Genomic DNA, 14061 nt, shown 5'->3' with positions numbered 1-14061 from the left:
CCAATCCCCATACAGAGGAATACCATGAAATTTTTGATTAAACCGATTAATTCGGCGCTGATTGTTTCGGCTGTTTTGTTTTCTGCCTCAGCAAGTGCGGCGGTCACTGTTGAAGATGCCTGGGTACGCGCTACTGTTCCAGGACAGCAGGCAACAGGTGCTTTCATGAAATTGACATCCGATAAGGATGGAAAACTGATTGAGGCCAAATCCAATATTTCCAAAGCGGTGGAAATACATGAAATGGCCATGCAGGACGATGTCATGAAAATGCGTCAAATTCCCGCCCTTGATTTACCCAATGGAAAGCAGGTTGAGTTGAAACCGGGTGGTTACCACATCATGTTTATCGACTTGCATAATCAGGTCAAGGAAAATGATGAGGTTGAGCTGCAGCTTGTTGTTGAAAATAATGATGGCAGCAAGGAAACTATCGATATTAAAGCACTGGCCAAACCTTTGACAAAATCTGCCGAAACTGCAAAGCATGATGAACCTATGTCAATGCACAAGCACGGACATTAATGTTTGTGATCCGGTTTCATGCCGGATCTTTTTTACTTATCTATGAAGCCCCTTGTGAAAATTTTAAAATTCTTTATCCCGGTGCTGTTGGTGGCCGGTATTTCATGGTTGGCGGTTGATTACTTCAAAAAGCCCAAGTATGAGTGGATTGAAATTTGTACTGCCGAGGGGATAAAAAGAGTCAAGTACGATGATCAGGGTAATTTGCTGGCCGAGGAATGGATCAGCCAAATTCCCGCTCATTTGCTTTTGGTGGAAAAAAGTCAAAGTGAAGCACAAAACCAGGTACCCGAAATCAAACTGATTGAGTTGGATCATGTAGAGGTTGATCGATGTTGGGTAAGGTTATTACCCGGACATTTACCGGCAGCCGCTTATTTCGAATTAAAGAACAACTCTGGCAAGGAACTTGTGTTAAACGCGATTAAAACCCCGTCTTATGCTTCGGCCGTCATGCATGAAAACATCAGGAAGCAGGGTATGATCACCATGGAGCGGCTTGATAAAGTCAGTATTGCCGCTAACGGATCTCTGTCTTTTTCACTGAATACCTATCATATTATGCTGGAAAATAAACAGGCAAATCTCAAGCCGGGTGATTTCATCTCATTGCAATTCTATTTTCAGGATGAAGGCATGAAAACAGTGCAGTGCAAAGTCAATTCACCCAATTCCCTGAGTTATTAGACATTGAATTTCGATTTTGATCAAAAAATAAGCAAATAATAAAATATTATTAAAATTCAATGGGCTATGATTCTTTTACAGAATTATTAAAGTACTATTCACATTTTTGTTCTCTTTTTTTGTTAATAACTCAATAATTTCCAAAAATGTTAACAACACTGTTGGTAAATTGTGTGTAAGCTGTGAGTGTCTTGTGAATAAATATTTTGGAGCTCAATGGCCATTTTTTTTAAATTCCTGATTATATTTTTAGTGCTGTTTTGGCTGGCACGTTTTTTTAGCCGAAAAATCAATCAGCTTTGGGCAGGAACCATCGGAGCGGCCATGCAGTGGATCACTGACAATGGTGCACGCATGATGAAATTCATGTTTTTCCTGGCGGGCGTGTTGTTTTTAATATTGATATTCCAATGGAGTAGAACGGGCTAGTTCAACGCCATTGTCTGAAGTGATATTTGCACGGATTTAATTCTTTTGTGAGTTTATAGGGCACATATTTTCCGGAACCGACTGGTTTGCCTGTTCCGGATTTTAGTTTGTCTGCGCAAAAAAGACGGTTTTTATCATGAATATGACGGCAAGCGCTAGCGCTTCGGATGTGCGCCAGATCCCCGTCGTGATTGGGTTTGATTGTTACCACCAATGTGTGCTTCACGATCGCTGCGGCTATCCGGGGTTCGCTGGCCTTGGTTTAGCTGAGTGGGTCGTTTGTTGCCTTGTTGATTGGTGTCATTGCTTACTTTGCCGGTGTGAGGTTCTTGTTTATCATTGGCTTTTGAGTGAGACGTCATAGTTTGCTCCTGTTGGTTAGAAACATTAATAATTTCATCCACTTTTTAACGTTACCTTAAGCCTTGGGCGACTGCAAGTACATACACTAATTGATGCAATTTCGGGTTTTGTCTTTTGCCATGCTTTTGGCATAGATGAGTGTCTTATGTTAAAAAGGGTGATTCAAATGGAGTGGATCAATGGCGAAAAACAATAAAGGCAAGCGTAATTTCTCAAAGAAGTATCGGGTTACAGAGGGGGGGCAGTTCCAGTTGAGGAACTGTAAAACCGCTCCTGATGAGAAAATTAACGAGAACGATGCCGAAGCAATGCTCAAGGAAATGGTTGACGAAATTTCCGATCTCCAGAATATTTTGTATGCGGATAATAAATGGTCGTTATTGCTGATTTTTCAGGCCATGGATGCGGCAGGTAAAGACTCTACGATTAAAAATATATTGTCTGGCGTTAATCCTCAGGGGTGTGAGGTTTATGCCTTTGGGCGTCCATCCGCAGAAGAGCTGGGGCATGATTTTTTATGGCGCACCACGAAATGTTTGCCACAACGGGGCAATATTGGCGTTTTTAATCGCTCCTACTATGAAGAAACCCTGATTACCCGTGTGCATCCTGAGCTGTTGAAAGCGCAGAATTTACCTGACACGCTGGTGACGGAAAATATTTGGAAAGAGCGCTTTGATGATATTTGTGCTTTTGAAAAACATATGGCACGCAATGGCACCAGGATTTTAAAATTCTTTCTTTATCTGTCTCCTGAAGAGCAAAAAGCAAGGTTTATCGAGCGGATCGAAAATCCCAAGAAAAACTGGAAGTTTGATAAAAATGACCTTTATGAGCGTACTTTTTGGAAAAAGTACATGCATGCCTATGAAGAAAGCATCAGACATACTGCTTGTGAGCATGCGCCCTGGTATGTGATTCCAGCTGATAATAAAGCATATGCCAGGCTGGCAGTGGCAGATGCGGTGTTATCCACCCTGAAAGAGCTTGATTTGCAGTATCCCAGTTTAAGTAATGAAGTTCTTGTATCCCTTGAGTCTTACAAGGATATTCTGGATAAAGAAGAGCGGGGAATTTATAAAATATAAATGGCAGGATTATGGGGTTTGATTGGGTGTGTAGGACGTGTTTTTCGACACAATCAGAATGATTGATACTTTTAAACCACAAAAATTAAAAAAAAATGCATAAAAATCACGAGGGGCTTGTCATGTTGGCTGATTTGCTGCATAATTTCATTCTTATTTGATCCCCGATAGCTCAGACGGTAGAGCGACGGACTGTTAATCCGCAGGTCACTGGTTCGATCCCAGTTCGGGGAGCCAAATTTAAAACCCATGTGTATGGGTTGTAAATTTGGGAAATGAAATTAAAAAACCAAAAATTATATTTTGCATGTAATTTTCTTGCGATTTTGTAATTTTTATTGCTATAATAGCTTTCTTATTCCCCGATAGCTCAGACGGTAGAGCGACGGACTGTTAATCCGCAGGTCACTGGTTCGATCCCAGTTCGGGGAGCCAAAATTCAAAAAAGCCGGCAATCATTCAATCATGATTGCCGGCTTTTTTCTTGTCTTTTAAGTATCTCTTGTCTTTTAATCATCAATAATAAATTAAACCCAATTGGCACTTAAGGGCAGCGTCCTGTTTTTCCACTAAATTTTTCAGTCTTCGTTTAAATATGGTTTCTATTGAAATCATATTTACATATTATTTTTTGTTTGCTTTAAGAGGCTAATCAGGAATTTTCAGGCTTTAAAGCAGTCTTTCGTAGCATTTTCTATCAAATCTTAGTTATTTTCTATTGGCGGGATAGCTATTTTTGCTTTAATATAGTTCGCATAGAAATTAATTTAACACTAATCATTCGTGTCATTATGAATTCAATAGAATCAAGTCTGCAGTACGATTTACGCATTTTGCATGCGTTGCGCCGCATTACAAGGTCTATCGCCTTGCATTCGCGGCATTTGGCGTCGTATAGCAATATTACGGCGCCACAGCTTATTTGCATGCGGGCGGTTGTGGCCAAAGGCCCCATTACCGCAACCGCCATCAGTCGTGAAATTCACGTCAGTCCGAGTACGGTTGTGGGCATCCTTGACCGCCTTGAAGACAAAGGCTTCATCAAACGTGAAAGAGGGCGCCAGGACAGGCGTACTGTGTTTATTACCGCTACCGAAGCAGGAGCTGAACTGGTTAAGAATACACCGTCTCCATTGCAGAAAAAACTGGCCGATGCGCTTAATGCGTTGCCGGAACTTGAGCAAGCCACCATCACGCTGTCGCTTGAACGTATCGTGACACTGATGGAGGCCAGCGGTACAGAGCCTGCCGAGGTTCACAAAGAACCCGCCTCACCCATTCTGGATGTTCCCGTTGGTGGGGCTCACCCTGAATCTGGAATTATGGTTTGACAACAACACGAACACCCAACCCCACACCTCCATTGCCTGAAACCCCATCTGCCTTGCCAGATGGCCTCGCAAGAGAAAACACAGCCCTGTTGCGGGCCCCATGCAAGACCGATGGCTATGCCATTTATCAGCTAATCGCAACGTGCCCGCCACTTGACCTTAATTCGGTTTATGCCTATTTGCTCCTGTGCGAGCACTTTTCAAATACCTGTGTTGTCGCCCAATCCGCCCATGGGCTGGATGGCTTTATTTCCGCCTACATTCATCCCACCCGGCAAGACGTTTTATTTGTCTGGCAGGTAGCTGTTCATGAGCGGGCACGCGGCCAAGGCCTGGGCAGGAAAATGCTGCAAAATCTCTTGCAGCGGCCTGAATTGGCCAACGTGAACTTTATAGAAACTACGGTTGGCCCAGACAATATTGCTTCGCGCAGTATGTTTGGCAGCCTGGCGCGAAAACTAAAGGCTAACGTGAATGAAAGTGACTTGTTTGAGCAAAGCCTGTTTGGCCCCGAAGCGCATGAAAACGAGAAATTAATACGTATTGGGCCATTTTCGGTTTAATACAGCACTAACCGGCTAGCGGGCAGTTTGCGGCGGGTCGGTCATAGTAAGTGTTTTACATATCATGATTAAAAAGGAGAATATCATGGACTTGAAAATATTTGACCGGATGGAGTCGGAGGTCCGAGGCTACATCCGGTCGTTTCCAGTTGTATTTAATAAGGCCAAAGGGTCATTGTTATTTGATGAAACAGGTAGGGAATACGTTGATTTTTTCAGCGGTGCCGGTACCTTGAATTACGGTCACAACAATCCTGTACTTAAGCAAAAAATGATTGAATATCTGGAAACCGATGGCCTTGTCCATAGTCTGGATATGGCTACATGCGCCAAACAAACATTTCTTGAAACGGTTGATCGCGTTTTGCTTAAGCCCAGGAACTGGGAATACAAATTGCAATTTACCGGTCCAACCGGCACTAATGCCGTCGAAGCGGCGCTTAAGCTGGCCCGTCAGGTTAAAGGACGCTCCAATATCATTTCATTTACCCATGGTTTTCATGGTGTCAGCGGTGGTTCGCTAGCTGTAACCGCGAATGAGAAATTCCGCAGGGCGGCTGGCGTTGCCCTGGCCAATACCACTTTCATGCCATTTGACGGTTATTTTGGTCCCGATGTAGACACCATTGTTTACCTTGAGAAAATGCTTGATGACGCCAGTAGCGGCCTGGATTTGCCGGCGGCCATTATTGTGGAAACCGTGCAGGGAGAAGGAGGCGTTAATGTTGCCAGCTGGCGTTGGCTTAAAGAGCTGGAAAAGCTTTGCCACCGTTACGATATGCTGTTAATTGTGGATGATATCCAGGTGGGTTGCGGCAGAACCGGCAATTTCTTCAGCTTTGAAACGGCCGGTATTCGCCCCGATATTATTACCCTGTCCAAATCTTTGTCGGGTTTTGGCTTGCCCATGTCATTGGTGCTTATCAACCCAGAGCTGGATATCTGGAAACCCGGTGCCCATAGCGGTACTTTCAGGGGCAATAATCTGGCTTTTGTTACGGCAGCGCAAACGCTTGACAGCTATTGGGCCAAGGATGACTTTGCCCGCAATACCATTCGTAAAGAACGACTGGTACGTGACTGGCTGGAAAATATCGTACACAGCTTTCCCGGTGCTGATTTAAGCGTGCGTGGAAGAGGCCTGATCCAGGGGCTGGTGTTCGAAAGCAAGCCTGAACTGGCCAATAAAGTAGTCAAAAAAGCGTTTGGCCATGGTTTGGTTATAGAAACTTCGGGTGCGCGTGATGAGGTGCTGAAAATTCTTCCGGCCTTGACGATCGAAGACGAAATTCTGATTCGTGGGCTGGAAATTATCGAGCGCAGTGTAACGGAAGTATTAAAAAACCAGGGTATTAATGCCCAGGTATTGAAATTTGGAGGAATAAAGAAATGATTGTCAAGAATGTGAAAGATGTGATTGGTACCAAGGAAGAAGTGGTCACTGAGAACTGGCTGAGCCGTCGTGTGTTATTGAAAAAAGACGGCATGGGATTCTCATTTCATGAAACAGTTATTTTTCCGGGTACCGAAACACATATTCACTATCAGAACCACTTGGAAGCCGTATGGTGTGTTGAAGGTGACGGTGAAATTGAAACCGTGGCTGATGGCAAAAAATACGCCTTGGGCCCAGGGGTGGTTTATGCACTGGATCAACATGACGAGCACTGGCTGCGTGGCGGTAAAGAACCCTTACGGGTGATCTGCGTTTTCAACCCACCGCTTACGGGCCTTGAAGTGCATGATGAAGAAGGTGTTTACCCATTGGTGACTGATACCGTTTAATGGGAGAATGCAATGATAACCACATCATCTATGACTGATCTTTATGCTTCACGTACCAATAGCACGGCAGCCATTATGGCCAGAAATGAGGACGTGGTATGGAATGACGGCAATTATGCGGATGCGCTTTCGGCAGGGCAACTGAACGCTTACCGGCGTGACGGCTTCCTGTTAATTGAAAATGTCTTTACACCGGAAGAAGTAGCGGCTTTGCTTGAAGAGGTTGTTCGTATGAGCAAGGATGAATCTATTGCCGGCATGGATGAGGCCATTACAGAGCCGGGCAGTGATGCCGTGCGTTCCATTTTCAAGGTACATGCCTTGAATGCGTCTATTGGCCGCCTTGCCCGTGACCCGCGACTTATTCATGTGGCAAGGCAAATCCTGGGTTCGGAAGTATACATCCACCAATCCCGGGCCAACCTTAAACCGGGATTTACCGGCAAGGAGTTTTATTGGCATTCAGACTTTGAAACCTGGCACGTGGAAGACGGCATGCCGAAAATGCGTGCGTTAAGCTGTTCTGTGTTGCTGACTGATAATAATGAATGCAATGGTCCGCTAATGCTGGTGCCGGGCTCACAGATGCAATTTATTTCATGTGTTGGTGAAACACCGGGTGAGCATTACAAACAGTCGCTTAAAAAACAGCAATATGGGGTGCCAGATCCACTTACCTTAAGCTTGCTGGTAGAGCAGGGCGGTATTAAGACCATGCAAGCCAAGGCCGGTTCGGTGGTGTTTTTTGACTGCAATACCATGCATGGATCAAGCAGCAATATATCTCCCTGGCCAAGGTCAAACGTATTCATGGTGTATAACAGTGTTGAAAATACGCTTGAGCAGCCCAAGTATGGCTTGGTACCACGGCCTGAGTATATTGCCACACGATCGGATTTTTCAGCACTGGAACCGTTAGACAGTGTTAACAGCCAGACACCGTTCTAGTTGGCATTGAAGTTTTCTTGCCATTGGACAATGGTGAGTGTTGGCGATGGTTATTCGGCTTAAACAGGAATCCGGCACACAGGGCGTTCATGCATTGCATGCCTGGTGTGCCGGATTTTTTGTCTGGAATATGCTTTCACTGTTCTCAGCAATGCTTAAAACTCAAAAGTCCCGGCTGGACGGTGTCATCACGGCCATGTAAAATCTGCTTGTATTTTCGTTCAATTCGTAACTAATTCTTCCTTAAGTTGCTACGATCAGCCAAGGCTTCATTAATGACAGACCGTGTAAATACAGACTTACCCCAACAGTTGTCCCCCACAGACTGGCATACCTTAACACCCGGCCAGGTAGAGCAAATGTTGCAAACTGGCAGAGGCGGCCTGGCGCAAGAAGAGGCCCGGCAGCGCTTAATGAAATATGGTTTCAACCGTTTGGCACCGCCCAAAAAACGCGGGCCGCTGCTACGCTTCCTGCTACAGTTTCATAACCTTCTGCTGTATGTCATGATGGGTGCTGCGGTTATCACGGCCTCGCTTGGTTACTGGATAGATACCGGCGTGCTGATGATGGCGGTGGTGCTTAATGCCATTATTGGTTTTATCCAGGAAGGCAAGGCGGAATCGGCACTGGATGCCATCCGCGACATGCTCTCCCCACACGCTACGGTCATCCGGGACGGCCAGCACCATGACATTGACGCTGGCGATCTGGTGCCCGGCGACATGGTGGCTCTTGTCTCGGGAGACCGGGTGCCTGCTGACTTACGTCTGATTAATGTACGAGACCTGCGTATTGAAGAGGCTGCCCTGACTGGCGAATCCCTGCCGGTAGAAAAAAATACGGAAACTGCCGAGCCCGATACGCCTTTGGGTGACCGTTATGGCATGGCTTATTCGGGCACGCTGGTTATTTATGGCAAGGCGGTAGGGGTGGTGGTGGCAACCGGCGCCCAAACAGAGCTGGGTAAAATCAACCAGATGCTGTCAGAAATTCGTAACCTGGCAACACCCCTGCTACGCAAGGTGGATTATTTCGCCCGTCAACTGGCCTTCTTTATTCTGGGTTTGTCGGCACTGACTTTTGTTCTGGGCACGTTATGGCGCGGGCACAGTCCCCAGGACATGTTCATGATGGTTGTGGCGTTAACCGCTTCTGCCATACCTGAAGGCTTGCCAGCCATTATGACCGTCACCCTGGCATTGGGCGTGCGCCGTATGGCCAGGCGCAACGCGATTGTTCGCCTGTTGCCGGCCGTCGAGGCCCTGGGTTCGGTAACCGTTATTTGTTCTGACAAGACAGGTACCTTAACCCGTAACGAAATGACTGTGCAGCGCATTATATGTGCCGAGCACAGAGTCAATGTAGAGGGCGTGGGTTATGAACCAAGCGGTGAATTATGCATTGACGGGCGCTGTATTACGGCTGCCGAATACCCCGAACTGGCTCTGGCCATTCGTGCTGGTGTGTTGTGTAATGATGCCCGTTTGTTGAATGAAGAGGGCAGGTGGTGGGTAGAGGGCGATCCCACTGAAGGTGCCTTGCTGGTACTGGGGGCAAAAGCGGGCCTTACCCTGAATGAGCCCAATGAGAATGCCTGGCCCCGGATTGATGCCATTCCCTTTGAATCCCAGCACCGCTTCATGGCCACTTACCACTGTGACAGCCAGCAAGAACCCTGGATTTTTGTCAAGGGCGCACCGGAACGTATCCTGGATATGTGCCGCACGCAGCTGGGTAGTAATGGTGAACAGGAACTGGATGTTGATTACTGGCGGCGCATGTCCAACGATATGGCAGCCCAGGGCTTGCGCCTGCTGGCACTGGCATGCAAGCGGTCTGCACCACAAAGTGATTTACTTGACCATAACGATATGGAGTCGGATTTTGTCATGATCGCATTACTGGGCATTATGGATCCGCCCCGTGAAGAGGCGGTACAGGCTGTACGTGAGTGCCATCGTGCCGGTATTCGCGTCAAAATGATTACCGGTGATCATGTGGAAACTGCCCGAGCCATTGGTGAAAAGCTGAATATTGGCGTTGGCAAGCCTGCCCTGACCGGTGCGGAAGTGGCAGTGATGGATGACGAGACCTTGCGTAATGTGGCCATGGAGGTGGATGTTTTTGCCAGGGCAGCACCCGAACACAAGCTGCGTCTGGTGCAGGCCTTGCAAGAAAGTGGGCAGGTGGTGGCCATGACCGGAGACGGGGTTAATGATGCCCCGGCCCTGAAGTGTGCCGATGTTGGTGTAGCCATGGGCATGAAAGGCACCGAAGCCGCCAAAGAGGCGTCGGATATGGTGCTGGCCGATGACAACTTTGCCACCATTGCCAGTGCCGTGCGTGAAGGTCGGGCTGTTTACGATAACCTGAAAAAATTCATTCTTTTCATGCTTCCCACCAACGGTGGGGAAGTCCTGGTGGTGATTGCCGCCATCCTGTTTGAATTGACCCTGCCATTAACACCGGCCCAGGTGTTGTGGATTAATATGGCCACATCGGGTACGCTGGGTCTGGCATTGGCGTTTGAGCCGGCTGAGCGGGGCATTATGGACCGGCGGCCCCGTCCGCCCGGCGAAGCCTTGCTCTCGGGCTTTTTTATCTGGCGTGTCTTAATGGTGTCGGTCATTATTATGATTGGTGCGCTGGGGGTATTTTTGTGGGAATTGAATGCGGGCACTAGCCTTGAGGTGGCCCGGACCATGGCGGTTAATATTGTGGTGGTTTGTGAAGTATTCTACCTGTTCAACAGCCGCTTTTTTCTTAAATCGGTGCTAAGCCGCGAGGGCCTGACCGGCAACCGCTATATCCTGTTTGCGGTTGCCGCCTGCATCCCTTTGCAACTGGCCTATACCTATTTGCCAATAATGCAAACCATCTTTAATTCTGCCAGCCTGTCGCTGCTGGAATGGGGCAAGGTACTGGCTGCGGGGTTGTTACTGTTCCTGCTGGCAGAACTGGAGAAGTTTATTATCCGACGTACTGGCCTAGGTAAAAGGTTGGGGTTGCAGTAGCGTAAAGATTTTTTTTAAAAAAAGCCGCACATGTGCGGCTTTTATTTTGGTGTAAATACGTATAAAAGTAGAAATCATTGTTTTAGGGTTCAAAAGTCTAAAAGTAATTGCTCAGAATTGTTTCGTTGTTAAAAAGAACATTTTATATCCAGAATTACCCTAGGTTTAGGGGTAAAAGAATTGACGCTATGTAGAGCTGCAGTTATATTCGTTTGTGCGATTAGTGTAAAAGATGTGCGATATGCGAACAAATTGATTTTCAAATAAATCATATCGCTTTAGCATTAAACAAAATATTTACCCTTGGGGGAGCTCGAAATATGACGACTGAAGTCAATACTTACGTCCGGTACCAGTTCAATGAATTTGGCATGGGCCTGAAAAGAACGGAAGTGGAATTACCTAAACCCACTGGAACCGAGGTTCTTGTGCGCGTGAATTATTGTGGTGTATGCCATAGTGATGTTCACATTTATGAAGGCTATTATGGTCTTGGGCAAGGCAAAAAATTATCGCTGGAAGAGCGTGGAATCAAATTACCTGTCACCTTGGGCCATGAAATTGTGGGTACGATCGAAGCCGCCGGCGATCAGGCTGGGGAAATTCAGCCTGGCAAACAAATGCTGGTTTATCCATGGATTGGATGTGGTGAGTGCTCTGTTTGCAAAAGAGGCGAAGAAAATCTTTGCACCAAGCCTGCCGCGTTAGGCGTTTTTAAACCGGGTGGTTATTCCCAGTATGTATTGGTGCCGCATCCACGTTATTTAATGGACTTGGGTAATTTGAATCCCTCCCATGCTTCTTTGTTGGCATGTTCGGGGTTAACCACTTTTTCAGCCATTAAAAAAATGGGGGATGTTCATGACGATGAAGCCGTTGTTGTGATTGGTTGCGGTGGTTTAGGTTTGCTTGCCATCAGAACCTTGTCTTTGCTGGGTGTGAAAAACATTATTGGCCTGGATTTGTCCGAGCAAAAACGTGAGCTTGCCCTGAAAGTCGGTGCCACATCCGTCTTTGATTCCTCCCAGGAAAATGTGCTGGAAGCGGTGTTGCAGGCAGGCAATGCCAATTGTGCCGCTGTTCTTGATTTTGTGGGTGGTGATGCGACAGTCCAAATGGGTCTTAACCTGGCCCGCAAAGGTGGCAAACTGATTATTGTTGGTTTGCACGGTGGAGAGCTGTCTTACCCCATTCCCTACATCATTACCAAAGCCATTTCAATTATTGGTTCTTACACGGGGTCACTGGGGGACCTGAAAGAGCTGATTGAGTTTGCCAACAAACACGACTTGATCAATCTGCCTATTCAAATCAGGCCACTGGATGAGGCCGATGATGCCTTGAACCAGCTGACCAAAGGGCAGGTTGAAGGCCGTCTGGTTTTGGAAAATTCATAGCTGAACGTTATTTCAAAGGCCAGGATGGGCTTGGAGAAAACCCGTCCTGGATGGATATGAAATTAGAGAGCATGAATAATGAATCACATAGAAATACTTTTAAAAAAAATCAATCAAGTGATTACCTTGATTGGTGGGGCGGCAATTGCATTAATGATGATCCATGTGACAGCGGACATCGTTGCAAGATTTTTTATCAATAAACCTTTGCCAGGAACCATCACGTTCGTTGCGCACTACTACATGATTATCGCGATATTTTTGCCGTTGGCCTATACCGAGCAAACCAAAGCGGCGATTTCAGTCGAGCTTGTCTCTGGCTTTTTCTCGCCAAAAATGAATAAGGCCGTTGATATGTTCGGCAGTCTGTTTGTGTCAGTCACCGCATTTTTAATCGCCTATGTATCCTGGGGGGTCGCCTTGAAAAATCTGGCGTCCAAAACCTCGGTCATGCAAGGTGATTACACAATTCCTACCTGGCCAAGTTACTTCATCTTGTGCTTTGGGGCTGGCTTATTGGGTGTTTATTGCCTGGTGAAATTTTTGCTTTACTTAATGAACAAAGAAAATAACCAGATGATTGGGGAGCAAAAATGAGCGATATTGGCATCGGGTTTATAGGGCTTATTGCTTTATTTGTACTGTTATTGTTAAAAATGCCCATTGGTTTTACATTGATAGCCGTCTCGTTTGTGGGTATTTGGGCTGTTGTTGGGGTTGATATTGCCATGTCTTCACTGGGTATCATTCCTTACAACTTTGCCGCTAACTGGACCCTTAGTTCAGTACCATTGTTTCTGTTCCTGGGTTTTATCTGCTATCACACCAATCTGACCCAAGGTATGTTCAAGGCTGCCAGGGCCTGGTTGGCAGGCGTGCCTGGCGGTTTGGCGATCGCCTCTATTTTTGGTTCGGCAGGCTTTGCCGCTGTTTCCGGATCTTCCATTGCCTGCTCTGCCGCCATGGGCCGGATCGCCATTCCGGAAATGCTTCGCTACAAATATGATCCCAGCCTGGCAACCGGTACGGTTGCGGTTGCCGGTACCATTGGTGCCCTGATTCCCCCTTCAATCATCATGATTTTGTATGGGGTGATTGCGCAAACCTCCATCTCTCAATTGTTTCTGGGGGGCATTACCGCTGGCCTGATAACGATTATTGGTTATGTCCTGGTTGTTTATGTCCGGGTGAAGCTTAATCCGTCTTTGGCTCAGGATGTCAAGGAGGAAATTTCATTCAAGGATAAAGTAGTTGCCTTAAAAGATACCTGGCCTATTATCCTGATCATGATTGGCATTTTTGGCGGGTTGTTTGGCGGCGTGTTTACCCCCAATGAAGCCGGTGCGATTGGTGCGTTTTTGGCTTGTGTGGTTGCTATTTTGAAAAGGGCAATGACATGGGCTGCTTTCAAGGCTGCGGCCCTGGAAACATTAGTCACCACCAGTGCTTTATTGATTATTGCCGTAGGCGCCAGTCTGCTTACCCGCTTTTTGGTTCTATCAGGAACCGGTGATTTTATTGCTGACTTTATTATTAGCCTTGAAGCCAGTGATATGTGGGTCATGCTGGGTATCATTCTGATTTATTTGGTACTGGGCATGTTCCTGGAACCCGTTGGTGCCATGTTGTTGACCTTGCCGGTGCTGTTGCCCATTATCGAGACCACATCATTCAGCCTGATCTGGTTTGGCGTGATTCTGACTAAATTGTTGGAAATCGGCATGATTACTCCACCCGTTGGCATGAACGTGTTTGTTGTAAAAAGTGTCGTTGGCGATGCAGTGACAACCTCACAGGTATTCAAGGGGATCCTGTGGTTCCTGGTGATAGACCTGGCCATAGTGGGCATGTTTTTGATTTTTCCGGAAATCATCCTGTATTTGCCTGAATGGGTATCGAATTAAAAAGCTTTTTTTGGAGGGATAACA

General features: G+C 46.6%; 15 protein-coding genes and 2 tRNA genes. 16 read left to right on the top strand and 1 reads right to left on the bottom strand.

Annotation, left to right across the window (positions count from 1 at the left end; genetic code table 11):
• Nucleotides 1-24 precede the first annotated feature (24 nt).
• From KU392_RS06685 to KU392_RS06675, 3 genes are all read left to right on the top strand, one after another.
• On the top strand, nt 25-525 hold the full coding sequence (locus tag KU392_RS06685) for a copper chaperone PCu(A)C (RefSeq protein ID WP_169295109.1): 501 nt from the start codon (nt 25-27) through the stop codon (nt 523-525).
• Nucleotides 526-579: 54 nt separating this feature from the next.
• Nucleotides 580-1212 carry a copper chaperone PCu(A)C gene (locus tag KU392_RS06680; protein WP_217734932.1) on the top strand — a complete coding sequence of 211 codons (633 nt, stop codon included), beginning with the start codon at nt 580-582 and terminating at the stop codon, nt 1210-1212.
• Between the two features lie 216 nt (nt 1213-1428).
• Complete coding sequence (locus tag KU392_RS06675; RefSeq protein ID WP_211182380.1) at nt 1429-1641, top strand: hypothetical protein; 213 nt, start codon at nt 1429-1431, stop codon at nt 1639-1641.
• Nucleotides 1642-1796: 155 nt separating this feature from the next.
• Here KU392_RS06675 and KU392_RS06670 read toward each other — a convergent pair whose 3' ends face one another.
• On the bottom strand, nt 1797-2045 hold the full coding sequence (locus tag KU392_RS06670) for a hypothetical protein (RefSeq protein WP_371808419.1): 249 nt from the start codon (nt 2043-2045) through the stop codon (nt 1797-1799).
• Between the two features lie 138 nt (nt 2046-2183).
• On the opposite strand from KU392_RS06670, the gene KU392_RS06665 reads away from it, so the two are divergent.
• From KU392_RS06665 to KU392_RS06605, 13 genes are all read left to right on the top strand, one after another.
• Entirely contained in the window at nt 2184-3092 is a 909-nt protein-coding gene (locus KU392_RS06665) for a polyphosphate kinase 2 family protein (protein ID WP_169295107.1), read from the top strand.
• Between the two features lie 161 nt (nt 3093-3253).
• Nucleotides 3254-3329 (top strand) — tRNA-Asn (locus tag KU392_RS06660).
• 122 nt (nt 3330-3451) lie between these two features.
• Nucleotides 3452-3527, top strand: a tRNA-Asn gene (locus tag KU392_RS06655).
• A gap of 356 nt (nt 3528-3883) precedes the next feature.
• Complete coding sequence (locus tag KU392_RS06650) at nt 3884-4423, top strand: MarR family winged helix-turn-helix transcriptional regulator (RefSeq protein WP_169295106.1); 540 nt, start codon at nt 3884-3886, stop codon at nt 4421-4423.
• Nucleotides 4420-4986, top strand: a complete 567-nt coding sequence (ectA, locus tag KU392_RS06645) for a diaminobutyrate acetyltransferase (protein ID WP_425514648.1) — start codon at nt 4420-4422, stop codon at nt 4984-4986. The genes KU392_RS06650 and ectA overlap by 4 nt, the downstream gene beginning before the upstream one ends.
• An 85-nt stretch (nt 4987-5071) precedes the next feature.
• Nucleotides 5072-6379, top strand: coding sequence for a diaminobutyrate--2-oxoglutarate transaminase (gene ectB / locus KU392_RS06640; RefSeq protein WP_217734931.1), 1308 nt, complete (start codon nt 5072-5074; stop codon nt 6377-6379).
• Entirely contained in the window at nt 6376-6771 is a 396-nt protein-coding gene (locus KU392_RS06635) for an ectoine synthase (protein ID WP_169295104.1), read from the top strand. Before ectB ends, KU392_RS06635 begins: the two co-directional genes overlap by 4 nt.
• Before the next feature lie 12 nt (nt 6772-6783).
• The gene (thpD, locus tag KU392_RS06630; RefSeq protein ID WP_281421604.1) at nt 6784-7719 is read left to right on the top strand and encodes an ectoine hydroxylase; all 936 of its coding nucleotides are present in this window, start codon (nt 6784-6786) and stop codon (nt 7717-7719) included.
• Between the two features lie 37 nt (nt 7720-7756).
• The gene (locus KU392_RS06625) at nt 7757-7921 is read left to right on the top strand and encodes a hypothetical protein (RefSeq protein WP_217734930.1); all 165 of its coding nucleotides are present in this window, start codon (nt 7757-7759) and stop codon (nt 7919-7921) included.
• 73 nt (nt 7922-7994) lie between these two features.
• A complete protein-coding gene (locus KU392_RS06620) occupies nt 7995-10736 on the top strand; it encodes a cation-transporting P-type ATPase (RefSeq protein ID WP_217734929.1) in 2742 nt (913 codons plus the stop codon).
• 320 nt (nt 10737-11056) lie between these two features.
• Entirely contained in the window at nt 11057-12133 is a 1077-nt protein-coding gene (locus tag KU392_RS06615; RefSeq protein ID WP_217734928.1) for an alcohol dehydrogenase, read from the top strand.
• Nucleotides 12134-12211: 78 nt separating this feature from the next.
• Nucleotides 12212-12730, top strand: coding sequence for a TRAP transporter small permease (locus KU392_RS06610; protein ID WP_169295100.1), 519 nt, complete (start codon nt 12212-12214; stop codon nt 12728-12730).
• A complete protein-coding gene (locus tag KU392_RS06605; protein ID WP_217734927.1) occupies nt 12727-14037 on the top strand; it encodes a TRAP transporter large permease in 1311 nt (436 codons plus the stop codon). The genes KU392_RS06610 and KU392_RS06605 overlap by 4 nt, the downstream gene beginning before the upstream one ends.
• Nucleotides 14038-14061: the final 24 nt, after the last annotated feature.

The organism is Advenella alkanexedens, assembly GCF_019132845.1.
Lineage (GTDB): Bacteria > Pseudomonadota > Gammaproteobacteria > Burkholderiales > Burkholderiaceae_B > Advenella > Advenella alkanexedens.
This window is presented reverse-complemented; position numbering and strand designations above follow the sequence as displayed.

Coding starts and splice junctions, on each gene's coding strand:
- thpD (WP_281421604.1), top strand. CDS start 6,784: ATGATAACCACATCATCTATGACTGATCTTTATGCTTCACGTACCAAT.
- KU392_RS06665 (WP_169295107.1), top strand. CDS start 2,184: ATGGCGAAAAACAATAAAGGCAAGCGTAATTTCTCAAAGAAGTATCGG.
- KU392_RS06675 (WP_211182380.1), top strand. CDS start 1,429: ATGGCCATTTTTTTTAAATTCCTGATTATATTTTTAGTGCTGTTTTGG.
- KU392_RS06650 (WP_169295106.1), top strand. CDS start 3,884: ATGAATTCAATAGAATCAAGTCTGCAGTACGATTTACGCATTTTGCAT.
- KU392_RS06685 (WP_169295109.1), top strand. CDS start 25: ATGAAATTTTTGATTAAACCGATTAATTCGGCGCTGATTGTTTCGGCT.
- KU392_RS06610 (WP_169295100.1), top strand. CDS start 12,212: ATGAATCACATAGAAATACTTTTAAAAAAAATCAATCAAGTGATTACC.
- KU392_RS06605 (WP_217734927.1), top strand. CDS start 12,727: ATGAGCGATATTGGCATCGGGTTTATAGGGCTTATTGCTTTATTTGTA.
- KU392_RS06620 (WP_217734929.1), top strand. CDS start 7,995: ATGACAGACCGTGTAAATACAGACTTACCCCAACAGTTGTCCCCCACA.
- KU392_RS06615 (WP_217734928.1), top strand. CDS start 11,057: ATGACGACTGAAGTCAATACTTACGTCCGGTACCAGTTCAATGAATTT.
- ectB (WP_217734931.1), top strand. CDS start 5,072: ATGGACTTGAAAATATTTGACCGGATGGAGTCGGAGGTCCGAGGCTAC.
- KU392_RS06635 (WP_169295104.1), top strand. CDS start 6,376: ATGATTGTCAAGAATGTGAAAGATGTGATTGGTACCAAGGAAGAAGTG.